We start from the raw sequence: 25704 nt of genomic DNA on the forward strand, positions 1-25704 counted from the left end.
TGCGGGAGAGGGTTAGGGTGAGGGCATCAGGCCGCACCATTCCCCCGACGCAGCGCCCCCACATCCACCTCCCACTGATTCAGCTTGTTATACAACGCGGTGCGGGAAATCCCCAGCAGCTGCGCGGACTGGCGCAGATTGCCTTTTTGCTCACCCACCACTTGCAACACATGCTGGCGTTCATTCTCCTGCAATGACGAGAGCGATCCGCTAACCATCGCCGGTGGCTGGGTGCGCACCATCTCATCCGGCAGATCCGGCAGATCGATCTCCAGCCCTTCGCATAAATTCACCATCCGCTCGACCAGGTTCTCCAGCTCGCGCACGTTGCCCGGCCACGGCCACGCCTGCAAACAGCGCATCGCCTCCGGCGAGACCTGGGGGGCAATGCGTTTCAGCCGGGCGCACAGCGCCAGAATAAAGGTATTCACCAGGCCGGGAATATCCTCCTGACGTTCGCGCAGCGGTGGGATCTCCAGCGAGACCACATTCAGGCGATAGAAGAGATCGCGGCGGAACGCGCCTTTCTCCACCGCATCCAGCAGGTTGCAGTGGGTGGCGGCGATAATGCGCACATTGACCTTCAGCGGATTAGCCGCGCCAATGCGCAGCACCTCACTCTCCTGCAACACGCGCAGCAGGCTGGTCTGCGCCTCCAGCGGCATCTCGCCGATCTCATCCAGAAACAGCGTGCCGCCATCGGCCAGTTCGAATTTCCCGGCAGAACCGCCGCGTCGGGAGCCGGTAAAGGCGCCATCGACATAACCAAACAGCTCGCTCTGCACCAGATCGCGCGGCAGCGCGCCGCAGTTGATGGCGATAAACGCCTCCTGCTGTCGCGGGCTGGCGTTATGGATCGCCTGGGCAAACAACTCCTTACCGGTGCCGCTCTCGCCGGTCAGCAGCACTGTGCTGTCGGTGCGGCTGCTGGCGCGCGCTTTCTGGATCGCCTGCTGTACCCGTGGCGCATGGCCGCGAATCATCTCGAAGGTGTAACTGGCGCTGACACCCATCACGCGACGGGTAATGGCGCGGATACGCTGATTCTCGCGCAGCGACAGCACGCGGCCGCCGTCGGGCGCGGGCATCAGTGAAATCAGGCAGGAAATCGGCTGGATGCCATCCGGCATCAGTTGCAGCTCACGGTCGTTGCAGAACGGCATGGTAAGCAGCGATCCGCCCTGCGGCTGGAGCAGCACGTCAATCGGACCGGCATCCGGATCCAGCCCGCTGAAGATCTGGCGCGCATAGCGGTTCAGGGTTTTGATCCGGCCGTGGCGATCGCAGACGATCACCCCTTCATTCAGGGTTTCGAGGATCGATTGCTGCTCGGCCAGCAGGCGGCGCAGCATCAGCTGCTGCCCGACCGCTTCCGCCGCCGCCTGTACCGTGCCCAGCGTGTGCGCGTTGAAGTTGTCCGGCGTGGCGGTCAGGGTCAGCACGCCAATCAGCTGGCCGCTGGCGTCACGCACCGGCGCGGCGGCGCACTGGCGATGGCGTTTGCGCAGGGCGAATTTCCAGTTCTCGCCGCTCAGCACATACACCAGCCGCTGTTCAATCAGGCAGCGGGCGGTGCAGTTGGTGCCGAGCACCTCCTCGCGCAGAATGCTGCCGACCGGCGTCATATCCGCGCCGCAAAAATGCAGCGTCACCCCCTGCGCATCGGTCAGGTTGATATGCCCATCCGGGTTATACGCCAGCAGGTTCTCCATAATGCTGCGCGCGACATGGATCAGCTCGGCGTTGTGTTCAAGGATCGCCGCCAGCTCCTCTGGCGGCGGGCAGATATAGCAAAACACCTCAGGATCGATGTTGCGCTGCTGCGACCGTTGCCACGATTGCAAAATGCTGTGCCGCATCCAGCCGGGTTGTTCACCGCGCTGAAAGCTGTGCCAGCCCTGCCGCAACAAATTATCCCAGTCGCCGACTTCCGTACCGCCAGGCAGGCTGAAGATTGGATCGCTCTCATCTTTGAACGGTAATTGTTCACTCAGGGATCGCATAACGCACTCCGGTCACTTATGGAATGTCCATTTTATTTACATGTTAAGTTGACATGTAAATTTTGTTTCCACTTTGTGAGCTGCATCTGTGTTATGCCTCACAAATTCCTGCGCTTTTAAGTTGGCATCAGCTTTGCAATATCTTCCCCATATTCGTGTCCCCCAGGGGCACACCCTACATAACAAGGAGTTAGCAATGAGTTTTCCTTCTCCAAAGATTCGCGTTGGCCTGATTGGCGCAGGCCGTATGGGCAGCTTCCATGCGGAAAATCTGGCGTGGCGTGTACCGGGCGCGACCCTCGCGGCCGTGGCCGATCCGCAGCCGGGTGCGGCACAGAAGCTGGCCGATCGTCTCGGCGTCAGCACCGCCTACAGCGATTTGCAGGCGCTGCTGGATGATAAAAATATCGATGCGGTGGCGATTGCGGCCCCGGCGCGTAGCCATGCTGAGCTGGTGATTGCCGCTGCGCGTGCGGGTAAGCATGTGTTCTGCGAAAAACCGATGGCGGTAACGCTGGAAGAGGCGGATCGCGCCATCAGCGCCGCCAAAGAGGCGGGCGTGGTGTTGCAGGTTGGCTTTAATCGTCGCTTTGTCTCAGGCTTCGCCGCAGCGATCGCGGCGGTGAAAGCCGGAGAGAATGGCACCACGCAGTTGAGCCGTTCAGTAACGCGCGATCCGGCACTGCGCGATCCGGCACCGATTCCACCCTGGACTATCTACCTGGAAACCTTAATCCACGATTTCGACACGCTGCTGCACTTCAACCCCGGTGCGAAGCCGGTAGAAGTCTACGCGCTGGCCGATGCGCTGGTACGCCCGGACTTCAAAGACAAAGGGCTGCTGGACACTTCGGTGGTGACCATCCGTTTCGACAATGGCGCGATTGCCACCGCCGAAGCCAACTTCCAGGCGGTCTACGGCTATGACGTGCGCGGCGAAGTGTTTGGCAGCAAAGGCATGTTCCAGGCAGGCAATATCAATCTGAACAACAGCGTGCGCTACCACGAGGGCGGTATCGCGGTAGAAACCTCACGCATGGATACCGATCTGCTGCGCGACGCCTATGTTGCCGAGATGACCGAGTTCGCCCATTGCATCCGCAGCGGCGAAACCCCACGCGCCACCGGCGAAGATGCACGCAATGCGCTGGAAATCGCGCTGGCCTGCATCGAATCCGTTAAGCAGGGTCAGCCAATCAAACTGGGAGCGCGTTAATGGCCAGCTATCAACTTTCCGTTTGTGCCGAAATGGTGTTTCTCGACCTGCCTTTTATCGAACGCGTAAAACGTATTCACGCGCTGGGTTTTGGCGTCGAAATCTGGGGCTGGGCAAATAAAGACATCGATGCGCTGGCGGCTACCGGCGCGCGCTTTACCTCGATGACCGGCTATCTGACCGGCAACCTGACGGATGACGATGAGATCGCCCAGCTGCTGCAAAGCGCCGAAGCCTCACTGGCGGTGGCGGAGCGGCTAAACTGTCCAGGGCTGAACCTGCATGGCACCGGACTGGACGACAAAGGTCTGCCGGTGAAGCCGGTGGAGGTGGTGACCGGGGCGATGTGGCTGAAAGCGGCCGACACGCTGCGTAAAGTGGCGCAGCTTGGCGAACGCGCCGGACGCGTATTCACGCTGGAGAACCTGAATCTGCCGGTTGACCATCCCGGCACGCCGTTCGCACTGGCCGCCGATACCCTGGCGCTGGTGGAAGCGGTCAACAGCCCGGCGCTGAAGATGAACCTCGATCTTTATCACGCGCAGATCGGCGAAGGCAATCTGATTGAACTGATCCGCCGTGCTGGCCCGGCGATCGGTGAGATCCAGGTGGCGGATGTACCGGGCCGTCAGCAGCCGGGCACCGGTGAAATCAACTATCGCGCTATTGCCCGTGCGCTGCACGATATTGGTTATCAGGGCACGGTGGCGATGGAGGGCTGGGCCAGTGGCGACAGCACCGCCGCACTGCAACAGTTCCGCGATCACTTCAGTTTATAAGCGTTATCCCGCCGGGTATTTGCCTGTTACCCGGCAATAGAACATCACAATAATATCTTAACCCTACAGGATTTAATCATGAAAATCAGAACGTTAATTATAACACTCTGTGCAATGTTGTTTAGCCTGGGTGTCAGCGCCAAGACCTTCACTGTTGGGGTGGCGCTGGCGAATTTCGACCTTAACTTCGTCTCGATTCTGCGTACCCAGATGGTGGCGGAACTGAAGGCGAACCAGCTGAATGGCCAGTTTGTTGATGCCAAAGGCGATGTGGCGTTGCAGGTGCAGCAGGTGGACGACTTTATCAACCAGGGCGTGGATGCCATCATCCTTAACCCGGTAGATACCCAGGGCGTGTTACCGATGATCACCGCCGCGAAAAACGCCGGGATTCCGCTGATTTTCGTCAACCGTAAACCTGAGGTGAAGTTGCCTGCGGATATGGCGTATGTCGGTTCCGATTCGGCGCTGGGCGGTGAAATGCAGATGGAAGCGCTGGCGAAACGCATGAATTACCGTGGCAACGTGGCGATTCTGATGGGCGCGCTGTCGAACGAAGAAGCGCGTGAACGCACCCGTGCGGTGGAAGCGGTGATCGCCAAATATAAAGATATGAAGGTGGTGGAGAAGCAAAGCGCCAAATGGCAGCGCAACGAAGCGGTGGATGTGGTGTCAAGCTGGCTGCTGAACCAGCGTCCGATTGATGCTATTGCTGCCAACAACGATGAGATGGCGATTGGTGCGATTATGGCGCTCAGCCAGGCGAAGAATGAAAAGATCCTGGTAGCGGGTATTGATGGCACGCCAGACGGGCAGCAGTTCGTGAAGAACGGCAAGATGGCGCTGACCATTTTCCAGGATGCTAAAGGCCAGGCTACCGGCGCGGTACAGGTGACAAAAGCGCTGCTGGATAAACAGAAAGTTCAGGTTTACAACTGGGTACCGTATAAAACCATTACCCCAGAGAATTACACGCAGTTTGTTGCAGCAAATTAATCCTCAGCCAGGTCGGGATCATTCCCGGCCTGGCTAAAAACCTGCGCGCTACATCGCGCCGCTACCACACCGGCTTACGCCACGCCCTGTACCAGCAGCACGCGATATTTCGCCCCTTTCAGACGATGCTCTTTCGCTTGCTGATAGGCCGGGCTGTGATACCAGCCTTTGGCCGCATCCACGTCCGGAAACTCCAGCACCACCACGCCTTCCGCCTCCGGGCCTTCCAGCGTTTCCAGCGCGCCGTAAAAGGCCAGCGCCTTCAGCGGATGATCGCCACGGGCCTGATCGGCTTGCTGCGCGTAAGTCGCCATTTCGCTGTCGTTCAGGGTTTCATCGCGGATAAAGATGACATATGCGCTCATTATTTCTCTCCCCGTGCCTGACGCTTGTCTTCGGTGTTGGTATCAAAATCGGATGCGTCATGGCGTTCCAGCAGCTGGTCTTCCGGGGCGGCATTAAACGCACGGTTAACCTTGCGCCCGCGAATCACAGCCGGACGCTGCGCAATCTCTTTCGCCCAGCGCAGCAGATGTTGATACGACTGCACATCAAGGAACTCCGCACCGCTGTATTGATCGTTCAGCACCAGGTTGCCGTACCACGCCCAGGTGGCGATATCGGCGATGCTGTACTCATCACCGGCCAGGTAGCGGTGATCTGCCAGCTGACGATCCAGCACGTCGAGCTGACGTTTGGCTTCGAGGGTGAAACGGTTGATGGCGTACTCAATTTTTTCCGGCGCATAGAAATAGAAGTGGCCGAAACCGCCGCCGAGGTAAGGCGCAGACCCCTGCAACCAGAACAGCCAGTTGAGTGCTTCAGTGCGACCGGCAAGCTCTTTCGGCAGGAAATGGCCGAATTTATCCGCGAGGTACAGCAGGATATTGCCGGATTCGAACACGCGTAGCGGCGGGGTGACCGAATGGTCGCGCAGCGCCGGGATTTTGGAGTTCGGGTTGACCTCAACGAAGCCGCTGGAGAACTGATCGCCATCGCCGATGCGGATCAGCCAGGCATCGTACTCGGCTTCCTGCACGCCGATTGCCAGCAGTTCTTCCAGCAGGATGGTAATTTTCTGGCCGTTGGGGGTGCCGAGCGAATAAAGCTGCAACGGATGTTTGCCTACCGGCAGAGTTTTCTCATGCGTGGGGCCGGCAAACGGACGGTTAGTTTTCGCGCCGTTGCCTTTGGCTTCCGGGTCCCAGGTCCAGACTTTCGCAGGTTGATACTGATGCTCCGACATAATATTTCGCCTTGTTGTGATTGCATTTTTTGCTGCTACTGAGTGTAGCAGGCAGGGTCACAGGCGATTTAACCGCGCTGGCGGTGAAATGCAAAGTCCGGTTATGCAAAGTTCTCTTGCGTAAATAGCATAAAGTCCACTTTGCCGGGCTGATAGGTTTCCGGCTGCTCGCCCTCCTCCAGGTGACGCAGCAGCAGCGTCAGCGCCAGCTGCGCATGGCGCAGGGTGTTTTGATCGAGGGTTAGTGTCAGCACCTGCTTCTCCAGCAGCTGACGCGTGGTGGCATAGAGTTCATGGGTGATATACACCACTTTGCCGCTCAGGCGATGGCGCGCCAGCGCCTCATAAATCTGTGTGTTGCCCATGCCGGTATTGTAGAGGCCGACAATCTGTTTCGATCCCGCCAGCGCTTTCTCCAGCAGACGGCTGATGCGCTCGCGCTCATCCTGTCCGGCGAGAATGGCGTTGAGGCGCAGCTGCGGGAAGCGCTGCGCCAGCACAGTCTGGAACCCTTCGATGCGCTGCCGATGGGCGCGATAATCGGCGCGACCACTGACCAGCACCACCTCACCCGGCTGCGACAACATGCTGCCCAGCATCAGGCCGGCGGTGCGTCCGGCTTTGTATTGATCGATGCCGACATGGCACAAGCGCGCGGCGTCGGGCAGGTCGGTCACCATGGTGATTACGGGGACACCGCGTTCCCGGCAACGCGCCAGCGCCTGATAGATCAGGGGGTTCTCATGGGCGAAAACAATCAGCGCATCCATTTTTTTGCTGCTGGCTTCGATATGCGCAGCCAGCTTCTCAGGGGCGTTTTCCGGGATCAGGGTGCGATGCAGCCGCAGGCGGCGATAGCCGAGTTCATCGGCGAGGGTGGCGAAATCCTGCGCCAGCTGCTGGAAGAAAAACGAACCGTTGCCGCTCAGCAGCACTTCAATCTGCCACGGGTGGCGATGCTCCTCCGGCAGAATGCGTTTTAACCCGGCTTCACGCGCGAGTTGTAATACTTTTTTGGTCATCGCCGGTGAGACGCCGCCACGCTCGTTCAGGACCCGGTCCACCGTGGCAACGCCCACACCGGCACGCTTCGCCAGTTCGGCCAGCGTTATTGCTTTCATCTGAGTGAATTCCATCAAAAACCGCGTTCAGACAGCCTGCCAGATCCGGCTATTTTGACAAGGATGCCACCTCTGAAGTGTGAACAAACAGGAGAATTGCCATGCGGTCACCGCAACGTTTTGCCTTGATTGGTAGTGGTTTTATTGGTCAGGTCCATGCCGGGAATCTGGCCGCGCATCCCGGCGTGACGCTGGCGATGGTATGCGATCTTGACGCCTCGCGTGCGGAGGCGGTGGCGCAGCGCTATGGTGCCACCGCCGCCAGCGTGGCACAGGCGCTCGCCAGCGATGCCATTGATGGGGTGCTGATCGCCAGCGCCACCCCGACCCATGCGGCATTGCTGGAACAGGCGGTGAGGGCGGGTAAGGCGGTGTACTGCGAAAAACCGATCGATTTGTCCCTCGCACGGGCGCGGGAGGCGGTGGAGAACATCTCGCCGCTTCAGGTGCCCGTCACCGTTGGTTTCAACCGGCGTTTTGACCACAGCCATCAGCAGCTGAAAGCGCAGTTGCAGCAGGGGGTGATTGGACGCGCCGAGCTGATCCAGATGGTGTGCCGTGCTTCTGTACTGCCACCGCTCAGCTATTTGCAGGCGTCAGGCGGGCAGATGCGCGATCAGGCGATCCACTTCTTCGATCTGCTGCGCTGGCTGACCGACGATGAAGTGACAACCGTGGGGGCGATGGGCGCCGCGCTGGCGATGCCGGAGCTGCACGGTGTCGATGTCGATACTTCGGTGTTGATTATGCGTATGCAGCAGGGCGCGCTGGCGCAGCTGGATAACACGCGGCGCACCGCTTACGGCTATGACGAACGCATCAGCGTGATGGGCAGCGACGGGATGCTGGCATCGGAAAGCCAGTCGATGCGCGGCGTCACGCGGTATCACGGGCAGGGGATTACTCAGCCGGGGTTATATGCCGACTGGTTCAGCCGGGTACGTGAAACCTACTACCAGCATCTGGACGCGTTTGTGCGGCAGATGGCGGGGGAAACGGTGGCGGGATTGCCGGGGCTGCGGGATGGCCTGCGCGCGCAGGCGATTGCCGAGGCGGCACAGCTGTCGTTAACGCGCGGGGAGTTTGTGGCGGTTGAGTTCGCTGCGGACTGAAGGTGCGTATGAATCCGACCCTGCGAGAAGGGGCAGGGTCGGTATTTACACCGACCAGACTTCTCTCCGTTCCGGGATACCCTACCCGGTTTAATTGCTTAACAACTCACGCTCAATCAATTCGCGGGTCTCGACTGCCTGATACTTCATCTTTTCGGGATAGCCGAACAGCGCCGCAGAGATAATCGATTCCCCGCCCACCTTAAAGTTACGGTTGGCGAAATCCATCTCACGTAAGGCGGCAAACAGCGCATCGAAATTAACCTCGCCTTCGCCCACGCCCACATGCTGGTGGATGGTGGCGTCTACGCCCGGTGGGTTGACGATATAGCGGCAATGTTTGGTGTGGTTCATGGTATCGGCGATCAGCATATGCGACAGGTCATCACCGGCATAATGCAGCATGTTCTTCACGTCGCCTTTGCCTTTGTCGTAAAAGAAGGTATGCGGCGCGCTGTAGATATACTTCACATGATCGCTGCGAAACGACTTCACGATATCGGCGGTTTCGTTGCTCTCTTCGCAGAAATCCCACGGATGCGCCTGAATTTCCACGCGAATGCCTTCCCGTTCGATAATCGGCAGCAGTTCTTCCATTGAGCGGTAGAACATCTCTTCGCAAATTTCCGGCTCGTTCGGATTGCCGGACAGCTCGGTGTTGATCACCGGTACGCCCATCTCCACCGCGATCTCAATCATGCGTTTCCAGTTCTTCACGGCTGCCTGACGGCGCGCTTCATCCGGGCCGGACCAGCGATACACCACGATAAACGAGGAGATCTCCAGGCCGGTGGAACGCAGCGCGTTTTTATATTCCGTCATGATTTCCCGGCTGGCTTTCGGGTGTTTATAGAACGGATTGATTTGCGGATGCGGCGACTGTTCGATGTACCTGTAACCCCATTCCGCGACCTGATGCACCATGCGGGTGATGCCCAAATCCCGGATTACATCCACGTCAAAAGCGATTTTCATTGTGTTCTCCTGCGCGTTAAGCCGGACTTTCTTCCACCACTATAGAAAGGCCATCGGGACGGCTCTAACGCTTTGCTGATGCAAATCCATCAACCGGGCCTCAGATGTCGTCGGCAAAAATAAGTATCAAACATTTATTCCGAATGATATTTACGAGAGATTATTCATTTCATTTTTGCGAGATCGATCAAACTAATGAGAGGTTCTCTATCAGGCATGGCGATTTTCTTCACGCGTGATTGGCACTTTTTCTGCGCCTGAGGCATTATTTTTGATAAGTTTTCTATCATTTATTTCGGGGATGCCTGATGAGTAAAATCACCATGAACGCCATCGCGGCGGCTGCCGGGGTTGGCGTTGCCACGGTTGACCGTGTGATCAACCGCCGCGCGCCGGTACGTGCCGCCACTGAGCAGAAGGTACTGGAAGCCGCGCAGAGCCTCGGTTATCACACCGGACTGACGCCGCTACGCAGCAGCGAGCAGGCTGCGCCTGCCGTTAGCCTGCGCATGGGGTTTATCCTGCTGGCGAAAAGCTATTCGTTTTATCATTCGCTGACCGAGGCACTGCGCCATCAGGCGCAGCCGCTGCATCCGGCTGGCAGCGAACCGCAGTTTTGCTGGCACGATATTGATGATGTGGAGGCGGTGGTGGCGTCGCTGCACGCGCTGGCGCCACAGGTCGATGCCATTGGCCTGGTGGCGCTCGACCATCCGCTGATCCGCCGTGCGATTGAGAGCGTATCGCGCCAGGGCGTCCGGGTTTATGCGCTGTTTTCCGACTTCTCGCCCTGCGGCCACGCGGGCTACTTCGGGCTGGATAACCAAAAAGCCGGGCGTACCGCAGGCTGGATGGCAACCCATCTGCTGCATCAGCCGGGACCGGTGGCGGTGCTGGTGGGCGACCACCGTTTTACCTGCCAGGAAAGTTGCGAAATCAGTTTCCGCTCCTATCTGCGCGAGCAGGACAGCACGCGCCGGGTGCTGGAGCCATTAAAAACCCATGAATCCATCGAAGGCGGTTATCAGGCGGCGCATCGCCTGCTGAACGAACATACCGATCTGGCGTTGATTTATGCGCCCTGCGGCGGAGTTGAAGGCGTGATCCGCGCCCTGCGTGAGCAGCCGCAGCGCAGGGTCGCGTTGATCTGTCACGGTCCGATCAGCGACGGCGATCTGGCCCTGATTGATGGCACCATCACCGTGATGCTGCGCCACCGTATTGAGGATCTGGCAGAGACGCTGGTGCGTATCCTGCAACAACGTCAGGCGGAGCGCGGCGCACATTTTTCCCAGGTGACGCTGCCGTTCGATATTGTCACGCGAGAGAATCTGTAACGGCGCGGGAAAAACGCGCGATAAATGACGGCACATCCCGTAGCGGCGCGATTTATCGCGTTTTATGATAGAAAATCTATCATTTAAATGATAAAAAATAATATGATCGCTATCAAAAAATGAATGTTTCATGGTTGTTGTAGATGAAATTTTCATTTGATACTTGCTGCATCAATCACAGCAAGGACCGATCATGACTATCCATATCGCCAATGCGCCCTGTAGCTGGGGCGTTGATGATCCGAAAAACCCCTTCCTGCCGCCGTGGCAGAAAGTCCTGAGCGAAGCGGCGCAGGCGGGTTACCAAAGTATCGAACTGGGTCCGTGGAGTTATCTGCCGGTCGAAGCCAGCGAGCTGCGTCAGCAGCTGGAGCAGCATGACCTGTCGCTGGTGGCGGGCACCCTGTTTGACGACCTGGTAAGCGAAGCCAATTTCCCGGCGCTGGTGGAACTGACCCATAACATCTGCCGCAACCTGTCCCGTGTGCCGACCGCAGCGAAAACCCACGGCGTGAATAAACCGGCGCCGTATCTGGTGATTATCGATTTCGGCAACCCGGAACGCGCGCGCTATGCCGGCCAGTCGGATCTGGCGCCGCGTCTGTCCGCCGATGACTGGCAGCGGATGATGCAGCACATCACCATCCTGAGCCAGATCGCCCGCAACGACTATGGCGTGCGCGCGGTGATCCATCCCCATGCCGGTGGCTGTATCGAGTTCGCCGACGAGCTGGCGCAGCTGGCGCAGGACATCCCGCACGAGGTGGCTGGCCTGTGCCTGGATACCGGCCACTTGTACTACTCGGGCATGGACCCGATCTCCTCGCTGGATCGCTACTGGGATCGCATCGATTACCTGCACTTCAAAGACGTGAACGACGCGGTATGGCGCGATGTGATTGCGCGCGGCGTCGACTTCTTTGCCGCCTGTGCCGAGGGCGTGATGTGCCCGATAGGTCAGGGGGCGATTGATTATCCGGCGGTACGTGCCTTCCTCGCGGAGCGCAACTATCAGGGCTGGATCACCATCGAACAGGAGCGTGACCCGCGCCATGCCGACACCAGTCTGCGTGACGTGACCGCCAGCCTGCACTATCTGCAATCGGTCGGATTCTGAGGAAAACAGCATGATTAACGGCATCAAAGCACGCGATCGTTCACTGCGCTGGGGCATGGTTGGCGGCGGTGGCACCAGCCAGATTGGCTATATTCATCGTTCCGCCGCGTTGCGTGATGGCAATTTTATCCTGCAAGCCGGCGCGTTTGATCTCGACGCCGATCGTGGCCGTGCGTTCGGCACCGCGCTGGGCGTGGCGGCGGATCGCTGCTATGCCGATTATGAAACCCTGTTTGCCGCAGAGGCAGCGCGTCAGGATGGCATCGAGGCGGTTTCTATCGCGACACCCAACAACACCCACTTTGCGATTTGCCGGGCAGCACTCAATGCCGGGCTGCATGTGGTATGCGAGAAGCCGCTGTGCTTCACCGCAGCGGAGGCCGACGAGCTGGAAACACTGTGCGGCGAAAAGAAAAAAATCATCGGTGTGACCTACGGCTACGCGGGCCATCAGCTGATCCAGCAGGCGCGTGAGATGATCGCCGCGGGGGTGCTGGGCGAGATCCGCATCATCAATATGCAGTTTGCGCACGGCTTCCATAACGAGGCGGTGGAGCTGCAAAATCCTAGCACCCAATGGCGTGTCGATCCGCGCTTTGTTGGCCCGAGTTATGTGCTGGGCGATCTGGCGACCCATCCGCTGTTTATCGCTGAAACCATGGTGCCGCAGCTGAAGGTGACGCGTCTGTTGTGCAGTCGCCAGAGCTTTGTGAAAAGCCGTGCGCCGCTGGAAGATAACGCCTTTGTGATGATGGAGTATGACAACGGCGCGCTCGGTACCATGTGGGCTTCGGCCGTTAACTGCGGCTCCATGCACGGCCAGAAGGTGCGGGTGATTGGCGAGAAGGCCAGTCTGGAGTGGTGGGACGAGCAGCCAAACCAGCTGCGCTATGAAGTGCAGGGCGAACCGGTGCAGATTCTGGAACGCGGCATGGGTTATCTGCATGGCCGTGCCTTAGAGGAAGATCGGATTGGCGGCGGGCATCCAGAAGGGTTGTTCGAAGCCTGGTCGAATCTGTATCGTCGTTTCGCACTGGCGATGGACGCCACTGACCGTAATGACCAGGCCTTTTTACAGGATTTCTGGTACCCGGACGTTCATGCCGGTTTGATGGGGGTGCGCTGGGTTGAGCAGTGTGTGAAATCCGCCGATGCGGGTGCGGTATGGGTGGATTGCCGAACGTAATCGCTGCACAGAACTTATACGCGCCATAAATTGCGTCGCTATAAACCCGCGTTCCGGGCCATAGCGGCGCGATTTATCGCGCAGTTCTCATGCTAAAAATAGTAAATCTCCACATTGGCAGAAATGGGGTCGCCACTGATTAAGGGCGTAAAGACCGCGCCTTTTTCAATAAATATGCGACACCTTTGTCCCGCCGTTTCGATAGCATGAAGGGTGGAGCCACTCGTGAGCCTGATCTCAGTATCATCGAAATCTCCTGTGACCTCATGTGCTGGCGGTAAACAGACCTTATCAACACTCGACTGTTGTTCGATAGTCAGAATATGTCCCTTCAGCTGCACGGATCCATGGAGCGTTGAGGAGGAAATCCTGTTTATCCTGCCCCCCAGCATGGCACCATATTTGATGACAGAATGATTATGAATATGCGTATCACTGCTCACGCTATAAATATAATCGACCTCAGAGTTATTAATTTCGGTTCTTTGTGCGTTACTAAACACGGCTTTTGCACTGCTTCTTTCCAGCAAGGTACTGCCGGTGCGGTTGATAATGCACCCCGCCACCATTGAATCAAAGACGTTAATATCTCTGGTGGGGGATGCAATATCAAAGAAGTCGTTAACTATATCACCATAGATTTTGCATTCATGCCGACAATCGATATCGTTATCGTCGGCCGAAATCGCAATATGATATAAGCCATAATATTCGGTTTTCATATCCAGCAGTTTGCTGTAGCGGTCGATGTCGGTGGTATTAAACTGATAAATTTCATCATCATTATCTTTGAGCGGATTTATCCATTCGCCAAAGCCTGATTCCGGCACGGCCTGACTCTTTGTATAGTCCTTACTTCTGACTTCCGTTGTCATCAGCATTATCGGTGCATTGCGACCTGCTACCTTTCCCATAATCAGGCAGTTATTCGTCACAGTTGTGCCATTTGGCGCGTAGACGATGCCTTTAATGGTACATTCACTCAGCTGTATCTTGCCATCAGCGGAGAAAACCGCTTCCCATATCTCCGGTTCTCTGTTTTTAATCCCCACCTTACAATTATCAAGCGTAATGTCATTACTGTTTGTCGCCATAACATCGATGATGTACTTGCTTATATCAACAGGTTCCCTCCCTGCGCCGACGCTATGCTTAAATGTCCAGTTGGTTTCAATATTATTTGCAGTCGTCCCGTATGCGACTGAATGAAATCCTACGTGCATAAATTCATTCCTTTGTATTGATAAGAATGGGCAGTCAGGTCTGTTAACTATACTTAAGCACGGGAAAATTAAAGTGAAGGGCGGGGCACTGCAATTAATTTCAGGGAAATATCATAAAATATCAGTCAGGGCGGGGGTAAAAGGGGCACGCGATAAATCGCGCCGCGCCAGAGTGTGGGATATTTAACCTCGGCGTTAAATTCCGTACATACCGTCGCGGCGCGATTTATCGCGTTATAGGCATCAGTGCGAGCGCAAATCGCTTAAAAACCGCTGCGCGCGCGGGTGCTGCGGTTGGGTGAAGAATTTCTCCGGCGTGGCTTTTTCCAGAATCTGGCCCTGATCCATAAACCAGATGGTATCGGCCACTTCACGGGCGAAGTTCATCTCGTGGGTGACGCACATCATCGTCATCCCTTCCTGCGCCAGACCGCGCATTACCGACAGCACTTCACCGACCATCTCCGGGTCGAGCGCGGAAGTGGGTTCATCAAACAGCATCACCGGCGGTTTCATCGCCAGCGCACGGGCAATGGCCACGCGCTGCTGCTGGCCGCCAGACAGCTGGGCCGGATAGGCATCCGCCTTGTGCGACAGGCCCACGCGTTCCAGCAGCTCACCCGCCTGCCTGCGCGCTTCCGCACGCTTCACGCCCAGCACCTTCATTGGCGACATCATAATGTTCTCCGCCACCGACACATGCGGGAACAGGTTAAAGCTCTGGAATACAAAACCAATGCGCGTGCGCAGCTGGTTGAGGCGGGTGCTGCTGCCGTGGATATCGATGCCGTCAAAGACGATCTGGCCGCCTTCAATCGGTTCCAGTCGGTTGACGGTGCGGATCAGCGTCGATTTGCCGGAGCCGGACGGGCCGCAGACCACCACTACTTCGCCGGGATTGATCTCGGCACTCAGGTCGGTCAGCGCCTGATACGCGCCGTACCATTTGTTGACCTGATTAAACAGAATCATCGGGCTCATAGCGGTTCCTTATTGCGATTGGGTTTTGGTGATCATCACCGCCGGGGCCACGGTGGGGGTCTCTACCGGCGGCTGACGACGTTTCTGCGCAATACGCGCCTCAAGTTTGTTGGCGAGCCACGTCAGGCTGAAGCAGATGATGTAGTAGCTCAGCGCCACAATGGCGAACACCTGAAAAGGTTTAGTCAGCAGCTGGTTGCTCACCTGGTTGGCGGCAAAGGTCAGCTCCGGCACGTTAATCACGTAGCCGAGGGTGCTGTCTTTAATGATGGAGACCAGCTGGCTCACCAGGCTGGGCAGGGTGTTGTACAGCGCCTGTGGCAGGATCACCACCCGCAGGGTTTTGATGTGTCCCATACCCAGCGCACGCGCCGCTTCATACTGGCCGTGCGGCAGCGCCTGAATGCCGCCACGCACGATTTCGGCGATATAGGCGCTTTCATAAATCACCAGCGTACACAGCATGGTGGAGAAGCCGCTGATGTTATGGCCAATCAGCAGCGGGACGCAGAAGTAGGTCCAGAACACCACCATCATCAGCGGAATGCCGCGCAGCAGATAGACCCAGCAGGTGGCGGGCCAGCTCAGCCAGCGCCACGGCGACAGGCGCGCCAGTCCCAGCAATACGCCCACCGGGAAGGCGAACAGCACCGCCAGCAGCGAGATCAACAGGGTGCACAGCACCCCGCCGAGCGGGCCATTCGGGTACTGACCCATTAACAGCAGCAAGCCGTTGTCATGCAAAATGGTGAACATCTCAAACATCGCCATTACCTCGCATAGACGCGTTGAAAGCGGCGGGCCAGCAGCGCGCCAAGTCCCATCAGCATCAGGGAGAAGAACAGATAGCCAACGGTTGCCACAAAATAGGACTCGAAAGTACGGAAGGTCTGGTTCTCAATATCGCGCGTCACATAGGTCAGCTCCGCCACGCCAATTACCATCGCCAGGCTGGTGTTTTTAAACAGCAACACCGTGTGGTTGATCAGTGCAGGCAGCGCATTGCGGATGCCCTGCGGCAGCACCACCGACCACATGGCGCGCACATAACCCATACCGAGCGCACGCGCCGCTTCATTCTGACCATCCGGGATGGCGCGCAGGCCGCTGCGGATATCTTCCGAGAAATAGGCCGCCTGGCACAGGCCGAGTGCGGTGAGCGAAAACAGAAACTCCGCGTTGTAGTTGTTGATCCACATTTGCAGCGCTTCCGGCAGCAGCGTCGGAATGGCGAAATACCACATCATTAGCTGAATCAGCGTTGGCACATTGCGGTGATAGGAGACATACGCCTTCACCAGCCCGACCGCGATGCGTTGATCTGTCAGGCGGATCACCACCAGCAACATGGCGAGGATCATCGCCAGCAGCCAGGCACCCAACGCCAGTTCAAGGGTGACCACCGTTCCGTCAACGATCATCTGGCCGAAGTGGCCGGTTATCACACTGCTGAAATTGAGTGCCATGGTTTTACCTCGTGTTGCGTCATTACTCGGCGCGGTCGCCCGGTCGCATGGTGGAGAGACCGCCAGGCACCTGCAACGTCGGGGTGATTTCAATGTTGCCGATATTCACCGCCACCGGGGCAGACAGGGCAAAGGCCACGCAGTCGGCGATATCTTTTGCCTGCGGCAGCTCAAAGCCATCGATAAAGCGACGGCGTGCTTCTTCGTGATCGCCGGAGACGTTGCCGAAAATATCGGTGGCGACGCGGCCTGGGCAGATTTCGGTGATACGCACACGTTTGCCATAGCAATCGACACGCAGCTGGCGTGACAGGGCATGGACCCCGGCTTTGGTGGCGTGATAGACCGAGTTGCCGCCGAAGTTGTAGATCGCGGCGATGGAGGTGATGTTGAACACATGGCCGCGATCGCGCGCCACCATGCCCGGCACCAGCAGACGGCACAGATGCAGCACGGCGCGCAGGTTGACATCGACCTGGGTCTCAATCACGTTTTCATCGGCATCAAGAATCGATCCCGGATGCGACAGCCCGGCGTTGTTGACCAGAATGTCGATCTGCAAATCCTGGCACAGCGCGGTCAGCGCGCTGAGATCGCTGACATCCACCGCGTGCGGGATGCAGCCGGTGCGATCGGCCAGCGCCGCCAGTTGTTCTTTACGACGCGCGACGGCGTGTACGGTGATCCCTTCCTGGCACAGACGCTCAACAATCGCTTCGCCCATCCCGGCAGATGCGCCGGTGACCAGTGCGGTTTTGTAATCTGAAAATGGCATTTGCCTCTCCTGTCATCGCCGGGCCTGCTGGCTGCGGCGTGTTTCTGATCTTTTTCTGACTTTATGCAGTTATGTTCAATGGGGGTAAGACATAAATATTTTGAGGCAATAAGCGACCCTTATAACCGCGCTTACGCCTGCTTATCTTCCTGAATCATCAGGATTTCTTCATCATATTCCACTGGCGCGCCATCGCTAAGCGATAGTTGTTGCACCCTGCCGCGTACCGGGCTGGTGACGGGCAGATACAGCGGGCCGACCTGCACCAGCGCCAGCAGTTCCGCCGGCTGCACCGTCTGGCCGGGCTGGACAAAATCCTGCTGGCTATGCGGATGGCGCAGCAGCAACCTGCCGGGCATCGGTGCGCCGATGGCCAACGCCGCCACGGGTGCGGCCACACAAGCTGGCGCGGGCTGTGCAGGTGAAGGGGGGACAGCGGCGTACGTCAGGCGTACCGACCAGTCTTTGCCGCCCAGCTCAAGGCGACCCAGCCCGGCGGTTTGCATCTTGCGCGCCACAGCGCGCAGCGTCGGCAGCGGTATTGCGGTTTTTTCCATAGGGTTCCCGTCAAAGCGAAACAGGCTACATAGCCCGCCGGAGCGGGCAGCTTATGCAGTCAATCTAGCGCGTTCGGTAAGACGGGCTGTAAGAGGGTTTCGCTTTGCGGCAATAAGCGCGGCTTATCCCACCAGCGTCAGCGGATGGTTTTCCACATTGCGGCGTGACATCAGCGACAGCAGGATCGATTTCACCGCTTCTGCGGGTTGCGACAGCGGCAGATGATCTGACATGCAGAACGACAGCGACGCCTGCACATCCGGCTCGACAATCTTCGCCATCCACGCATCAGAGGTTTTCAGCATCGCACGCGCGGCGGATTCCGGCATGATGGTGGTGCCGAGTCCGGCGGTCAGCGCGGCATTCAGGGTGGTTTGCGATTCAATCTCGCACTTCACGCGATATTGCAGGTTGTTCTGCACGAAGGCATCGTCCAGCACCTTACGCATGATGTTGTAGATGCGCGGCAGGAACAGATCGAATTTCGCCACTTCTGCCAGCGGAATCTCTTTCACCGGTTTCGCCAGGCTGAATGGACAGACGAAGCACAGATCTTCCTTCATCAGCGGCATAAAGCGCAGGCCGTGGATGTTGCGATGGTCGTAGATCACCGCCATATCCATGCGGCCATTCATGATCAGCTCGCTGAGGGTGGTGCCGAAGTTTTCATTGAAATACAGCACGATGCCCGGATGTTGCTGCTGCACCTCCATCATCAGGGGCAGCGCGAGGTTTTGTGCCGCCGTGCCCGGCGCAAGGCCGACAGAGACGCTGCCGGTAAGCGATGCGCCGACACGATCAATCGCACTTTGCGCCTGTTCGCACTGGCGCAAAATGGACTGGGCATGTGAATAGAGCGTTTTGCCCGCTTCGGTGGGTGTGACGCCACGCTTGGTGCGGATCAGCAATTGCTGATTCACTTCCCCCTCCAGAGTAGCCAGCTGCTGGCTCAGGGCGGGTTGGGCGATATGCAAAATATCGGCGGCCTGCGTCAGACTGCCGACATCGACAATTTTAACGAAGTATTTAAGACGGCGAAGATTCATGGTCATTCCCTCCAACAGAACGCATATCAACATCAAGCAAAGTTGATGCCAGAATAAGATTTAGCGATGAACTCAGACAGGAGGGTGCTGCTCTCATGCCTCCTAAGGCTTTTGCTGAGTTAGCCGGGTGGCGGTACAACACGGGTTCAGATGGGGTGTGTTGCACTGCGATGGTGCACTTTCCCATCAGCAATACCGATGGCTGACGTGAGCGATGCGCCGCAGTGGCGCGTAAATCCGCTCAAAAGTAACACTTTTTTAACATATTCAGCGCAGCGGCGGAGTGACCCGCCGCGCATTTCAGGGCAATACGTCAGCTTTGCAGCAAAAGTGTGCTGTCGGTCGTGTCATCGTTTTGTGTTATATCGCCACAACAAAGCACTATTAGCGGTGGCTTCGGGCGAAAACCTATCCTCTGTGCATATCGTGTCTTCAGCCTGCTGGGGACTTTGCTGGCTCTGCGCGTTTTGGCGTGCCGCGCCGTTTCTGCTGACACTGAGATCAGGAAGTGTTCCACATGCCCGAGATAGCCGATCGTTTAAAGAATGTCACTGTTTCCGCCTCTGTCGCCATGACCCAGAAAGCCCGCGACCTCGCGGCGCAGGGTATTGATGTGGTGGCGCTTTCCACCGGCGAACCTGATTTTCCGACGCCGGATCACGCCATTGAAGCCGCCTATGCCGCGGCACGCGCGGGAGATACCCGTTACCCGCCGACCGACGGCACGCCCGCGCTGCGTAAAGCGATTCAGCTGAAATTCAAACGCGACAACCAGCTGGATTACGATATCAGCCAGATCCTTACCGCCGGTGGGGCCAAGCAGATCATCTTCAACGCCATTCTGGCGACCATCAATCCGGGCGACGAAGTGGTGATCCCCACGCCGTCGTGGATCAGCTATGCCGATATCGTGAAGTTTGCTGGCGGGATTCCGGTGCCGCTGCCCTGTGCTCAGGAGAATGGCTTCAAGCCACTGCCCGCGCAGCTGGACGCGGCGATTACCGATAAAACCAAATGGTTGCTGCTGAACTATCCGAGCAACCCGACCGGTTCGGTGGCGACCAAAGCGGAATTGCAGGCGCTGGGCGAGGTGCTGCTGCGCCATCCGCAGGTGTGGATCATGACCGATGATATCTACGAACACCTGATTTACGACGACGTGCGTTTTTACACGCTGGCGCAGGTGGAGCCGCGTCTGTATGACCGCGTGCTGACCGTGAATGGCGTCTCTAAAGCCTATTCCATGACGGGCTGGCGACTTGGTTTCTGTGGCGGCCCGGCACCGTTGATTAAGGCGATGAGCAACGTCAATACGCAGAACAGCGGTGGCGTGACGACGCTGACGCAGGCGGCGGCGGTGGCGGTGCTGGAAGGCCCGCAGGATCTGTTGCAGGAGCGCGCGCGTATCTACCGTGAACGCCGTGACTATGTGCTGGAGCGTCTGACCTCGATTGATGGCCTGCGTTGCCATAAGCCGCAGGGCGCGTTTTATCTGTTTGTGAATATCGCTGGTTATATCGGCAAAGTCAGCGCCGGTGGCCGTACGATCAACAACGATGCGGATTTTGTGCTGGCGCTGATTGAGGAGCAGCATGTGGTGACGGTGCAGGGCGCGGCGTACGGCATGAGTCCGTATATCCGCCTCTCCTACGCCACCAGCATGGAGCGTTTGCAGACCGGTTGCGACCGTATCGCCGCATTTTGTGCGGGTTGCCGCGAGGCGTAATCGTTCAGGTTTTGGCTGAACCGCGGAATGGCCGTCGTATGACGGCTATTCCGGGATAAGCAGAAGGCATTTCAACCGCACCGCGTTAAATACCAGGCATGACTTTTGCGGGTCAGTCAGGTTAATCAATTTATCAACAGCAGTTTTGAGGTCGGCATAAATGCCGACCCTACGTGTAGCGGCGCGATTTATCGCGCATTTTTCCGGCGTGTAGGGTCAGCATTTATGCTGACCAACCCGTTTCTGTAGCGGCGCGATTTATCGCGCGTTTTTGTTTTTCCCTGCGACGAAATCATCGAATCACTTCAGAAGCCGGTGCCACCTGGTGGCCGCTGGCTTCGATTTCGCTGCGCACGATGGTCGCAAGCGCCAGCGAACCCGGCGTATCGCTGTGGACCAGAATCGAGCGGGCGCGCACCGGAATCTCTTCACCCTCAAACGTGGTGACGGTGCCGTGTTGCAGGAACTGGCGCACCCTGGCGCGCAGCGCGCTCTCCTCTTTAATCACCGAACCGGCTACGCCACGCGGCACCAGACGGCCCTGCGCATCGTACGCCCGGTCGGCGAGGAACAGCGTCAGGGTTTTCAGCCCGGCGGCCTGCGCGGCACGTTCAATAAGGGTATCCGGCTGGGCAAAGATAATCAGGTCGCTGTTAATACGCGCGACCAGTTCCATCACCTGTTGCGCCAGGGCGGCGTCGCGATTGACGATATTGCCCATCGCGGCGTGAAAACTGAAATGCGCCACCTGCGTGCCTTCCGCACGGGCAATCGCCATCAGCGCGCCCAGCTGATACGCCACCTGCTGGCAAATTTCCTCCGGCGAAAACGGCAGCTCGCGACGGCCAAAGCCCTGACGATCCGGCAGACCCGGATGCGCGCCAATGCCGACGCCGTGCTGTTTTGCCAGCCGCACCATTTTCGTCATGATCGCCGGATCGCCCGCGTGAAACCCGCAGGCGATATTGGCCGACGACACCACCTTCATCAGCGCGGCGTCATCACACAGCTGATAAACGCCGAAGCCTTCTCCCATATCGGAATTGACATCAATCTTCATGGTATTGGGTCCTTGCTCGGTTAAACGCCGACCGCTTTGCGCATCGGCAGACAGCTCAGGCGCAGCCGGGTGAGCCAGCGCGCCACCTCTTTCTCGATGGCAATGGCCTCACGCGCATCACTTTTGACTAACTGGATCGACTGGCCCGGCAATATCTGGCCGAGTAGCCACAGATCCTGCTCGATCACCCCGGCGATCTTCGGATAACCCCCGGCGGTGTTGGCGTCGCTCAGCTGGATGATCGGCTCGCCCGCGGGGGGCACCTGCACGATACCGGGGATCAAACCGTAGGATCGCATCTCCACCGTCTGCGACGGGAAGATCGGATCGCCCGCCAGCCGGTAGCCGGTGCGGTTGCTTTGGTTGGAAACCTGCCAGGATTGCTGCCAGAAACGCGCGGCGTCCGCAGCAAACAACGCGTATTCGCCTGAGGGAATGGCGCGCAGCTGGATCTCGCCTGCGCTGTTGCGGGGAAACAGCGAACGCAGCGCGCTGTCCGGCGGTTCGATGCCGATGCCTGACACCGGTAACGCCGGGCCGCTGGCCGCACCGAGCGGCAGGCGATCGCCGCGCTGTAATGCCCGGCCATGGTGGCCGCCAAAGGCGCCCCGCAACGCGGTGCTGCGCGAATTCAGCACCACCGGCACATCAATACCACCGGCGATGCACAGATAACCGCGCGCACCGCTGCGCGGGTAGCGCAGCTCCAGCACCTGACCGGCACGTACGCCACACCCCCACCAGGGCGGCAGCGGCGTGCCATCTAACGTGGCGCGGCAGTCGGCGCCGGTGACGGCAATGCTGGTGTCATGCAGGAAACGCACGCGAAACGGGAACAGCTGCACTTCAATCGCCGCCGCATTCTCGTCGTTGCCGAGCAGCAGGTTGCCCGCCCGCAGCGCCAGCGGGTCCATCACGCCGCTCACCGACACGCCCATATGGCGGTAGTTGAAACGACCTAAATCCTGCACCGTATTGAGCGCACCGCTCTGTTCAATCTCAATCACAGCTCAATCCTCTGCGGCAGAAAGCGGATGCGATCGCCGGGAGCCATTAGCGCCGGGGACTCTGCCAGCGGATCAAACACCTCCAGCTCCGCATAGCCAATGGCGTTCCAGCCGTTCGGACCGGTCAGCGCCGACACGCCCGCCTGGGCGCCGCCGATGGTGACGGTGCCTTTCAGCATACTGAGCGACGGCACTTTTTTGCGTGGCGTCGCCAGCGCTGGATCCAGCCCGTGCAGATAACCAAAGCCTGGCGCACTGCCGAGGGCAAACACCGTGTATTCGCTTTGATGATGACGACGTACCACCTCGCGCGCGCTGAAGCCGGTATGGCGACACACCGCGTCGAGATCGATGGCGTGTTCACCGCCGTAATCCACCGGAATTTCAATCAGCTTGCCCTGCGGATGGATCGCCTGCGCCTGTTCCCAGGCCGCCTGCAATCGCGCGCGCACCTGCGCGTCGTCGGGGGGGATCTGGCGAAACAGCACCAGCAAATTGGTCACGCCGGGGATCAGCGATTCAACATCGTCGCTGCTCGCCAGCAGCCGAGCCAGCGACCAGATACGGCGCTGGGACGGCAGATCAAAACCACCGGGGGCTTCCACCAGCCAGGCGCGCGCGCCGATGGTGGAGAGGGTAATCGTGGAGGAGCAAGCCAGCGCGGGCGCGCTGGCGGGCTTGATATCAGCTTGCGACATCACGGGCATCGGTTATTCCAGCGGTTCAAATTTCAGACTGGAGAGTGGCTGCACGCGCTCTTCTCGCACCATTTTGTATTCGGTCTTCGGCCCAATCCAGGTATCCCAGATTTTGTCGATAGTGCCGTCATCGTCCATCGCTTTCAGGCCGCCGTTGACGCTGGCGAGCAGGGCCGGTTCGTCACGTTTCATACCCACGCCAATCGGCTCCAGCGCCATCGGTTCTTTGATCATCGCCAGATTGATGCCGTCTTTCTTCGCCTGGGTGATCATCTTGATGGCGGTCATGGTGTTGGTGACAAAGCCCAGCGCTTTGTTCTGCTCAAGGGCCAGGAAGGCAGACGCCGCATCCTGGAAGGTCACGGCACGCGCGCCTTTCAGGTAGATCGACTGCTCGGACGTGGTGCCTTTGGTGGCGCTGATGCGCTTGCCTTTAAAGTAGGTAAGCGGCTTATCGGCCAGCGGCGCTTTTACCAGCAGCATCTCTTTGGCGACGTAGTACGGGTCGCTGAACTGGATCTGGCTGCCACGGGTTTTGGTGTAGGCGAGGTTGGCGATCAGCACATCGGCACGGCCGGTGGCGATAACCGCGATACGCGCTTCAATTGAGGTCGGCACCAGGGTGGCTTTCACCCCCATCTTTTGCGCCAGCGCATGGCACAGATCCACGTCCATGCCCGCCAGCTGACGGGTCTGCGGATCCGGTGAGGAGAACGGCGGGACATCTGAATAAACCGCGCACTTGAGTTCGCCGCTCGACTTAATGTTCGCCATCAGATCAGCATGGGCGGAAGAGATGGCCAGCAGCGGCAGCAATGCCAGCCCGATGGTGGTACGTCTTTTCATGGTCATGTGATTCCCTCAATTAAGGTTACCGCGGCGGCGCCGGGAAAATGCGTAAATTCTCGCTTGGATGGACTATATCGGCTTTATTTTGTGGCGAGTAAGAGGGAAACCCTGTCACGCGATAGCGAAATGCTATGACGGATGACGATAAGTTATTGCTATTCAGGCAGAGCAAAATAGTGTTATCGCCCTGCTGCGTCTCTCCCTAAGGTATGCCCGTTGTCCTCTCGGCAATCAGGTCGGTTGCGAGTGGTAGAGAGAGAATAGGGTTAAAGCAATGAATGCCAGATTAGGCGTATTACTTAAGATAATGGCGGCGCTGTGCTCTACCTTGATGCTGGCGTGCGTCAAAGGGCTGAACGGCACCATTCCCACCGGGGAAGTGATCTTTTTCCGCAGTTTTGTCGCGTTGTTTCCCCTGCTGTTGTGGCTGAAAATTCAGGGCAACGTGCTGGAAAGTCTGAAAACCCGCAACCTGTTTGGTCATCTGATTCGCGGCTTCTCCGGCACCGGCGGCATGTACTTCAACTATCTGGCGCTGGTGTATATCTCGCTGGCCGATGCGACTGCGCTCAGCTATGCCGCTCCGCTGTTTACCGTGATTATGGCGGCGATTCTGCTGAAGGAGCGGGTGCGGGCGTCGCGCTGGCTGGCGGTGATGGTCGGGCTGTCTGGCATTCTGATCATGTTGTCATCCAGTCTGGCGGCAAGCGGGGCGCTGTTCTCCGGCAGTGTGGCCCATGCCAGCGCCGGTCTTGGCGTGGTGTGCGCGCTGATTGCCGCACTCTGTACCGCCACCTCCAACGTGCAAATCCGCTTTCTGAACGGCATCGAAAAACCGGGCGCGATTGTGTTCTATTTTTCGCTGATGACCACGGTTATCGGCCTCACCACCGTGCTGTTTGGCTGGGCGATGCCGGGCGGCACGCAGCTGCTGCTGCTGATTGGCTGCGGCCTGTTTGGCGGTCTGGCGCAGATTCTGGTGACCCTCAGCCTGCGCTATGCTGACGCCTCGCTGCTGGCGCCGTTTGATTACACCACGCTGGTGTGGTCGATGGTGATTGGTTATCTGTTCCTTAATAGCCTGCCCGGCTCCACCACGCTGATGGGCGCATCGATTGTCGCGCTGGCCGGGATTTTTGCCGTGTGGCGCGAGCAGCGTCAGCGCAAGCTGGTGACGGCCTGATTGATAAAAACGCGCGATGAATCGCGCCGCTGCGGTACATTGCA

25 protein-coding genes are annotated in these 25704 nt (G+C 58.3%); 9 read left to right on the forward strand and 16 right to left on the reverse strand.

Features of this window, described 5'->3' with window-relative positions:
- Window positions 1-26 precede the first annotated feature (26 nt).
- Window positions 27-2003, reverse strand: coding sequence for a sigma-54-dependent Fis family transcriptional regulator (locus AC6I8V_RS02005; protein ID WP_497844277.1), 1977 nt, complete (start codon window positions 2001-2003; stop codon window positions 27-29).
- A 196-nt stretch (window positions 2004-2199) separates the two neighbouring features.
- Here AC6I8V_RS02005 and AC6I8V_RS02010 point away from each other — a divergent pair, with 196 nt between their 5' ends.
- The 3 genes from AC6I8V_RS02010 to AC6I8V_RS02020 all read left to right on the forward strand — a co-directional run bounded on the left by AC6I8V_RS02010 (window position 2200) and on the right by AC6I8V_RS02020 (window position 4994).
- On the forward strand, window positions 2200-3219 hold the full coding sequence (locus tag AC6I8V_RS02010) for a Gfo/Idh/MocA family oxidoreductase (protein WP_497844278.1): 1020 nt from the start codon (window positions 2200-2202) through the stop codon (window positions 3217-3219).
- On the forward strand, window positions 3219-3998 hold the full coding sequence (locus AC6I8V_RS02015) for a TIM barrel protein (RefSeq protein ID WP_497844279.1): 780 nt from the start codon (window positions 3219-3221) through the stop codon (window positions 3996-3998). Before AC6I8V_RS02010 ends, AC6I8V_RS02015 begins: the two co-directional genes overlap by 1 nt.
- A gap of 78 nt (window positions 3999-4076) precedes the next feature.
- The gene (locus tag AC6I8V_RS02020; protein ID WP_497844280.1) at window positions 4077-4994 is read left to right on the forward strand and encodes a substrate-binding domain-containing protein; all 918 of its coding nucleotides are present in this window, start codon (window positions 4077-4079) and stop codon (window positions 4992-4994) included.
- 74 nt (window positions 4995-5068) lie between these two features.
- On the opposite strand, the gene AC6I8V_RS02025 is transcribed toward AC6I8V_RS02020, so the two are convergent.
- The 3 genes from AC6I8V_RS02025 to AC6I8V_RS02035 form a co-directional block, all read right to left on the reverse strand.
- Window positions 5069-5359 (reverse strand): DUF1330 domain-containing protein, encoded by a 291-nt coding sequence (locus AC6I8V_RS02025; protein ID WP_497844281.1) that lies wholly within the window; start codon window positions 5357-5359, stop codon window positions 5069-5071.
- Window positions 5359-6240, reverse strand: coding sequence for a glutathione-dependent disulfide-bond oxidoreductase (gene yghU, locus AC6I8V_RS02030; protein ID WP_497844282.1), 882 nt, complete (start codon window positions 6238-6240; stop codon window positions 5359-5361). Before yghU ends, AC6I8V_RS02025 begins: the two co-directional genes overlap by 1 nt.
- A gap of 101 nt (window positions 6241-6341) precedes the next feature.
- The gene (locus tag AC6I8V_RS02035; protein WP_497844283.1) at window positions 6342-7361 is read right to left on the reverse strand and encodes a LacI family DNA-binding transcriptional regulator; all 1020 of its coding nucleotides are present in this window, start codon (window positions 7359-7361) and stop codon (window positions 6342-6344) included.
- 101 nt (window positions 7362-7462) lie between these two features.
- On the opposite strand from AC6I8V_RS02035, the gene AC6I8V_RS02040 reads away from it, so the two are divergent.
- A complete protein-coding gene (locus AC6I8V_RS02040; RefSeq protein WP_497844284.1) occupies window positions 7463-8473 on the forward strand; it encodes a Gfo/Idh/MocA family oxidoreductase in 1011 nt (336 codons plus the stop codon).
- Between the two features lie 90 nt (window positions 8474-8563).
- Here AC6I8V_RS02040 and AC6I8V_RS02045 read toward each other — a convergent pair whose 3' ends face one another.
- Window positions 8564-9448 carry a sugar phosphate isomerase/epimerase family protein gene (locus AC6I8V_RS02045; protein ID WP_497844285.1) on the reverse strand — a complete coding sequence of 295 codons (885 nt, stop codon included), beginning with the start codon at window positions 9446-9448 and terminating at the stop codon, window positions 8564-8566.
- A gap of 308 nt (window positions 9449-9756) precedes the next feature.
- Here AC6I8V_RS02045 and AC6I8V_RS02050 point away from each other — a divergent pair, with 308 nt between their 5' ends.
- The 3 genes from AC6I8V_RS02050 to AC6I8V_RS02060 all read left to right on the forward strand — a co-directional run bounded on the left by AC6I8V_RS02050 (window position 9757) and on the right by AC6I8V_RS02060 (window position 13088).
- Window positions 9757-10785, forward strand: coding sequence for a LacI family DNA-binding transcriptional regulator (locus AC6I8V_RS02050; RefSeq protein WP_497844286.1), 1029 nt, complete (start codon window positions 9757-9759; stop codon window positions 10783-10785).
- Window positions 10786-10978: 193 nt separating this feature from the next.
- Window positions 10979-11902, forward strand: coding sequence for a TIM barrel protein (locus AC6I8V_RS02055; RefSeq protein WP_497844287.1), 924 nt, complete (start codon window positions 10979-10981; stop codon window positions 11900-11902).
- Window positions 11903-11912: 10 nt separating this feature from the next.
- On the forward strand, window positions 11913-13088 hold the full coding sequence (locus tag AC6I8V_RS02060) for a Gfo/Idh/MocA family protein (protein ID WP_497844288.1): 1176 nt from the start codon (window positions 11913-11915) through the stop codon (window positions 13086-13088).
- Window positions 13089-13180: 92 nt separating this feature from the next.
- Here AC6I8V_RS02060 and AC6I8V_RS02065 read toward each other — a convergent pair whose 3' ends face one another.
- From AC6I8V_RS02065 to nac, 7 genes are all read right to left on the reverse strand, one after another.
- Complete coding sequence (locus AC6I8V_RS02065) at window positions 13181-14311, reverse strand: hypothetical protein (RefSeq protein WP_497844289.1); 1131 nt, start codon at window positions 14309-14311, stop codon at window positions 13181-13183.
- Window positions 14312-14554: 243 nt separating this feature from the next.
- On the reverse strand, window positions 14555-15292 hold the full coding sequence (locus AC6I8V_RS02070; RefSeq protein WP_497844290.1) for an amino acid ABC transporter ATP-binding protein: 738 nt from the start codon (window positions 15290-15292) through the stop codon (window positions 14555-14557).
- Between the two features lie 9 nt (window positions 15293-15301).
- Window positions 15302-16057 carry an amino acid ABC transporter permease gene (locus tag AC6I8V_RS02075; RefSeq protein WP_497844291.1) on the reverse strand — a complete coding sequence of 252 codons (756 nt, stop codon included), beginning with the start codon at window positions 16055-16057 and terminating at the stop codon, window positions 15302-15304.
- A 5-nt stretch (window positions 16058-16062) separates the two neighbouring features.
- Window positions 16063-16758, reverse strand: a complete 696-nt coding sequence (locus AC6I8V_RS02080) for an amino acid ABC transporter permease (protein ID WP_497844292.1) — start codon at window positions 16756-16758, stop codon at window positions 16063-16065.
- A gap of 22 nt (window positions 16759-16780) precedes the next feature.
- Window positions 16781-17533 carry an SDR family oxidoreductase gene (locus AC6I8V_RS02085; protein WP_497844293.1) on the reverse strand — a complete coding sequence of 251 codons (753 nt, stop codon included), beginning with the start codon at window positions 17531-17533 and terminating at the stop codon, window positions 16781-16783.
- Window positions 17534-17664: 131 nt separating this feature from the next.
- Complete coding sequence (locus AC6I8V_RS02090; RefSeq protein WP_497844294.1) at window positions 17665-18090, reverse strand: acetyl-CoA carboxylase biotin carboxyl carrier protein; 426 nt, start codon at window positions 18088-18090, stop codon at window positions 17665-17667.
- A 123-nt stretch (window positions 18091-18213) separates the two neighbouring features.
- Window positions 18214-19137 (reverse strand): nitrogen assimilation transcriptional regulator NAC, encoded by a 924-nt coding sequence (gene nac / locus AC6I8V_RS02095; RefSeq protein WP_497844295.1) that lies wholly within the window; start codon window positions 19135-19137, stop codon window positions 18214-18216.
- Window positions 19138-19654: 517 nt separating this feature from the next.
- On the opposite strand from nac, the gene AC6I8V_RS02100 reads away from it, so the two are divergent.
- Entirely contained in the window at window positions 19655-20863 is a 1209-nt protein-coding gene (locus AC6I8V_RS02100; RefSeq protein WP_497844296.1) for a pyridoxal phosphate-dependent aminotransferase, read from the forward strand.
- Between the two features lie 292 nt (window positions 20864-21155).
- Here the strand turns inward: AC6I8V_RS02100 and AC6I8V_RS02105 are convergent, their stop codons facing one another.
- From AC6I8V_RS02105 to AC6I8V_RS02120, 4 genes are read right to left on the reverse strand one after another with little or no spacing between them, the layout of a single operon-like run.
- Window positions 21156-21923, reverse strand: a complete 768-nt coding sequence (locus AC6I8V_RS02105) for a 5-oxoprolinase subunit PxpA (RefSeq protein WP_497844297.1) — start codon at window positions 21921-21923, stop codon at window positions 21156-21158.
- Window positions 21924-21943: 20 nt separating this feature from the next.
- Window positions 21944-22930, reverse strand: coding sequence for a 5-oxoprolinase subunit C family protein (locus AC6I8V_RS02110; protein ID WP_497844298.1), 987 nt, complete (start codon window positions 22928-22930; stop codon window positions 21944-21946).
- Window positions 22927-23628, reverse strand: coding sequence for a 5-oxoprolinase subunit PxpB (gene pxpB, locus AC6I8V_RS02115; protein WP_497845743.1), 702 nt, complete (start codon window positions 23626-23628; stop codon window positions 22927-22929). The genes AC6I8V_RS02110 and pxpB overlap by 4 nt, the downstream gene beginning before the upstream one ends.
- 12 nt (window positions 23629-23640) lie before the next feature.
- A complete protein-coding gene (locus AC6I8V_RS02120) occupies window positions 23641-24480 on the reverse strand; it encodes a transporter substrate-binding domain-containing protein (protein ID WP_497844300.1) in 840 nt (279 codons plus the stop codon).
- A 271-nt stretch (window positions 24481-24751) separates the two neighbouring features.
- Here AC6I8V_RS02120 and AC6I8V_RS02125 point away from each other — a divergent pair, with 271 nt between their 5' ends.
- Window positions 24752-25660 carry a DMT family transporter gene (locus AC6I8V_RS02125; protein ID WP_497844301.1) on the forward strand — a complete coding sequence of 303 codons (909 nt, stop codon included), beginning with the start codon at window positions 24752-24754 and terminating at the stop codon, window positions 25658-25660.
- Window positions 25661-25704: the final 44 nt, after the last annotated feature.

It is taken from the genome of Pantoea sp. X-Soil-TKNS-1207 (genome assembly GCF_059730485.1).

Excerpts from the sequence above, each read along its gene's own strand:
- AC6I8V_RS02005 (WP_497844277.1), bottom strand. The coding sequence starts at position 2,003 with ATGCGATCCCTGAGTGAACAATTACCGTTCAAAGATGAGAGCGATCCA.
- AC6I8V_RS02010 (WP_497844278.1), top strand. The coding sequence starts at position 2,200 with ATGAGTTTTCCTTCTCCAAAGATTCGCGTTGGCCTGATTGGCGCAGGC.
- AC6I8V_RS02015 (WP_497844279.1), top strand. The coding sequence starts at position 3,219 with ATGGCCAGCTATCAACTTTCCGTTTGTGCCGAAATGGTGTTTCTCGAC.
- AC6I8V_RS02020 (WP_497844280.1), top strand. The coding sequence starts at position 4,077 with ATGAAAATCAGAACGTTAATTATAACACTCTGTGCAATGTTGTTTAGC.
- AC6I8V_RS02025 (WP_497844281.1), bottom strand. The coding sequence starts at position 5,359 with ATGAGCGCATATGTCATCTTTATCCGCGATGAAACCCTGAACGACAGC.
- yghU (WP_497844282.1), bottom strand. The coding sequence starts at position 6,240 with ATGTCGGAGCATCAGTATCAACCTGCGAAAGTCTGGACCTGGGACCCG.
- AC6I8V_RS02035 (WP_497844283.1), bottom strand. The coding sequence starts at position 7,361 with ATGAAAGCAATAACGCTGGCCGAACTGGCGAAGCGTGCCGGTGTGGGC.
- AC6I8V_RS02040 (WP_497844284.1), top strand. The coding sequence starts at position 7,463 with ATGCGGTCACCGCAACGTTTTGCCTTGATTGGTAGTGGTTTTATTGGT.
- AC6I8V_RS02045 (WP_497844285.1), bottom strand. The coding sequence starts at position 9,448 with ATGAAAATCGCTTTTGACGTGGATGTAATCCGGGATTTGGGCATCACC.
- AC6I8V_RS02050 (WP_497844286.1), top strand. The coding sequence starts at position 9,757 with ATGAGTAAAATCACCATGAACGCCATCGCGGCGGCTGCCGGGGTTGGC.
- AC6I8V_RS02055 (WP_497844287.1), top strand. The coding sequence starts at position 10,979 with ATGACTATCCATATCGCCAATGCGCCCTGTAGCTGGGGCGTTGATGAT.
- AC6I8V_RS02060 (WP_497844288.1), top strand. The coding sequence starts at position 11,913 with ATGATTAACGGCATCAAAGCACGCGATCGTTCACTGCGCTGGGGCATG.
- AC6I8V_RS02065 (WP_497844289.1), bottom strand. The coding sequence starts at position 14,311 with ATGCACGTAGGATTTCATTCAGTCGCATACGGGACGACTGCAAATAAT.
- AC6I8V_RS02070 (WP_497844290.1), bottom strand. The coding sequence starts at position 15,292 with ATGAGCCCGATGATTCTGTTTAATCAGGTCAACAAATGGTACGGCGCG.
- AC6I8V_RS02075 (WP_497844291.1), bottom strand. The coding sequence starts at position 16,057 with ATGTTTGAGATGTTCACCATTTTGCATGACAACGGCTTGCTGCTGTTA.
- AC6I8V_RS02080 (WP_497844292.1), bottom strand. The coding sequence starts at position 16,758 with ATGGCACTCAATTTCAGCAGTGTGATAACCGGCCACTTCGGCCAGATG.
- AC6I8V_RS02085 (WP_497844293.1), bottom strand. The coding sequence starts at position 17,533 with ATGCCATTTTCAGATTACAAAACCGCACTGGTCACCGGCGCATCTGCC.
- AC6I8V_RS02090 (WP_497844294.1), bottom strand. The coding sequence starts at position 18,090 with ATGGAAAAAACCGCAATACCGCTGCCGACGCTGCGCGCTGTGGCGCGC.
- nac (WP_497844295.1), bottom strand. The coding sequence starts at position 19,137 with ATGAATCTTCGCCGTCTTAAATACTTCGTTAAAATTGTCGATGTCGGC.
- AC6I8V_RS02100 (WP_497844296.1), top strand. The coding sequence starts at position 19,655 with ATGCCCGAGATAGCCGATCGTTTAAAGAATGTCACTGTTTCCGCCTCT.
- AC6I8V_RS02105 (WP_497844297.1), bottom strand. The coding sequence starts at position 21,923 with ATGAAGATTGATGTCAATTCCGATATGGGAGAAGGCTTCGGCGTTTAT.
- pxpB (WP_497845743.1), bottom strand. The coding sequence starts at position 23,628 with ATGTCGCAAGCTGATATCAAGCCCGCCAGCGCGCCCGCGCTGGCTTGC.
- AC6I8V_RS02120 (WP_497844300.1), bottom strand. The coding sequence starts at position 24,480 with ATGACCATGAAAAGACGTACCACCATCGGGCTGGCATTGCTGCCGCTG.
- AC6I8V_RS02125 (WP_497844301.1), top strand. The coding sequence starts at position 24,752 with ATGAATGCCAGATTAGGCGTATTACTTAAGATAATGGCGGCGCTGTGC.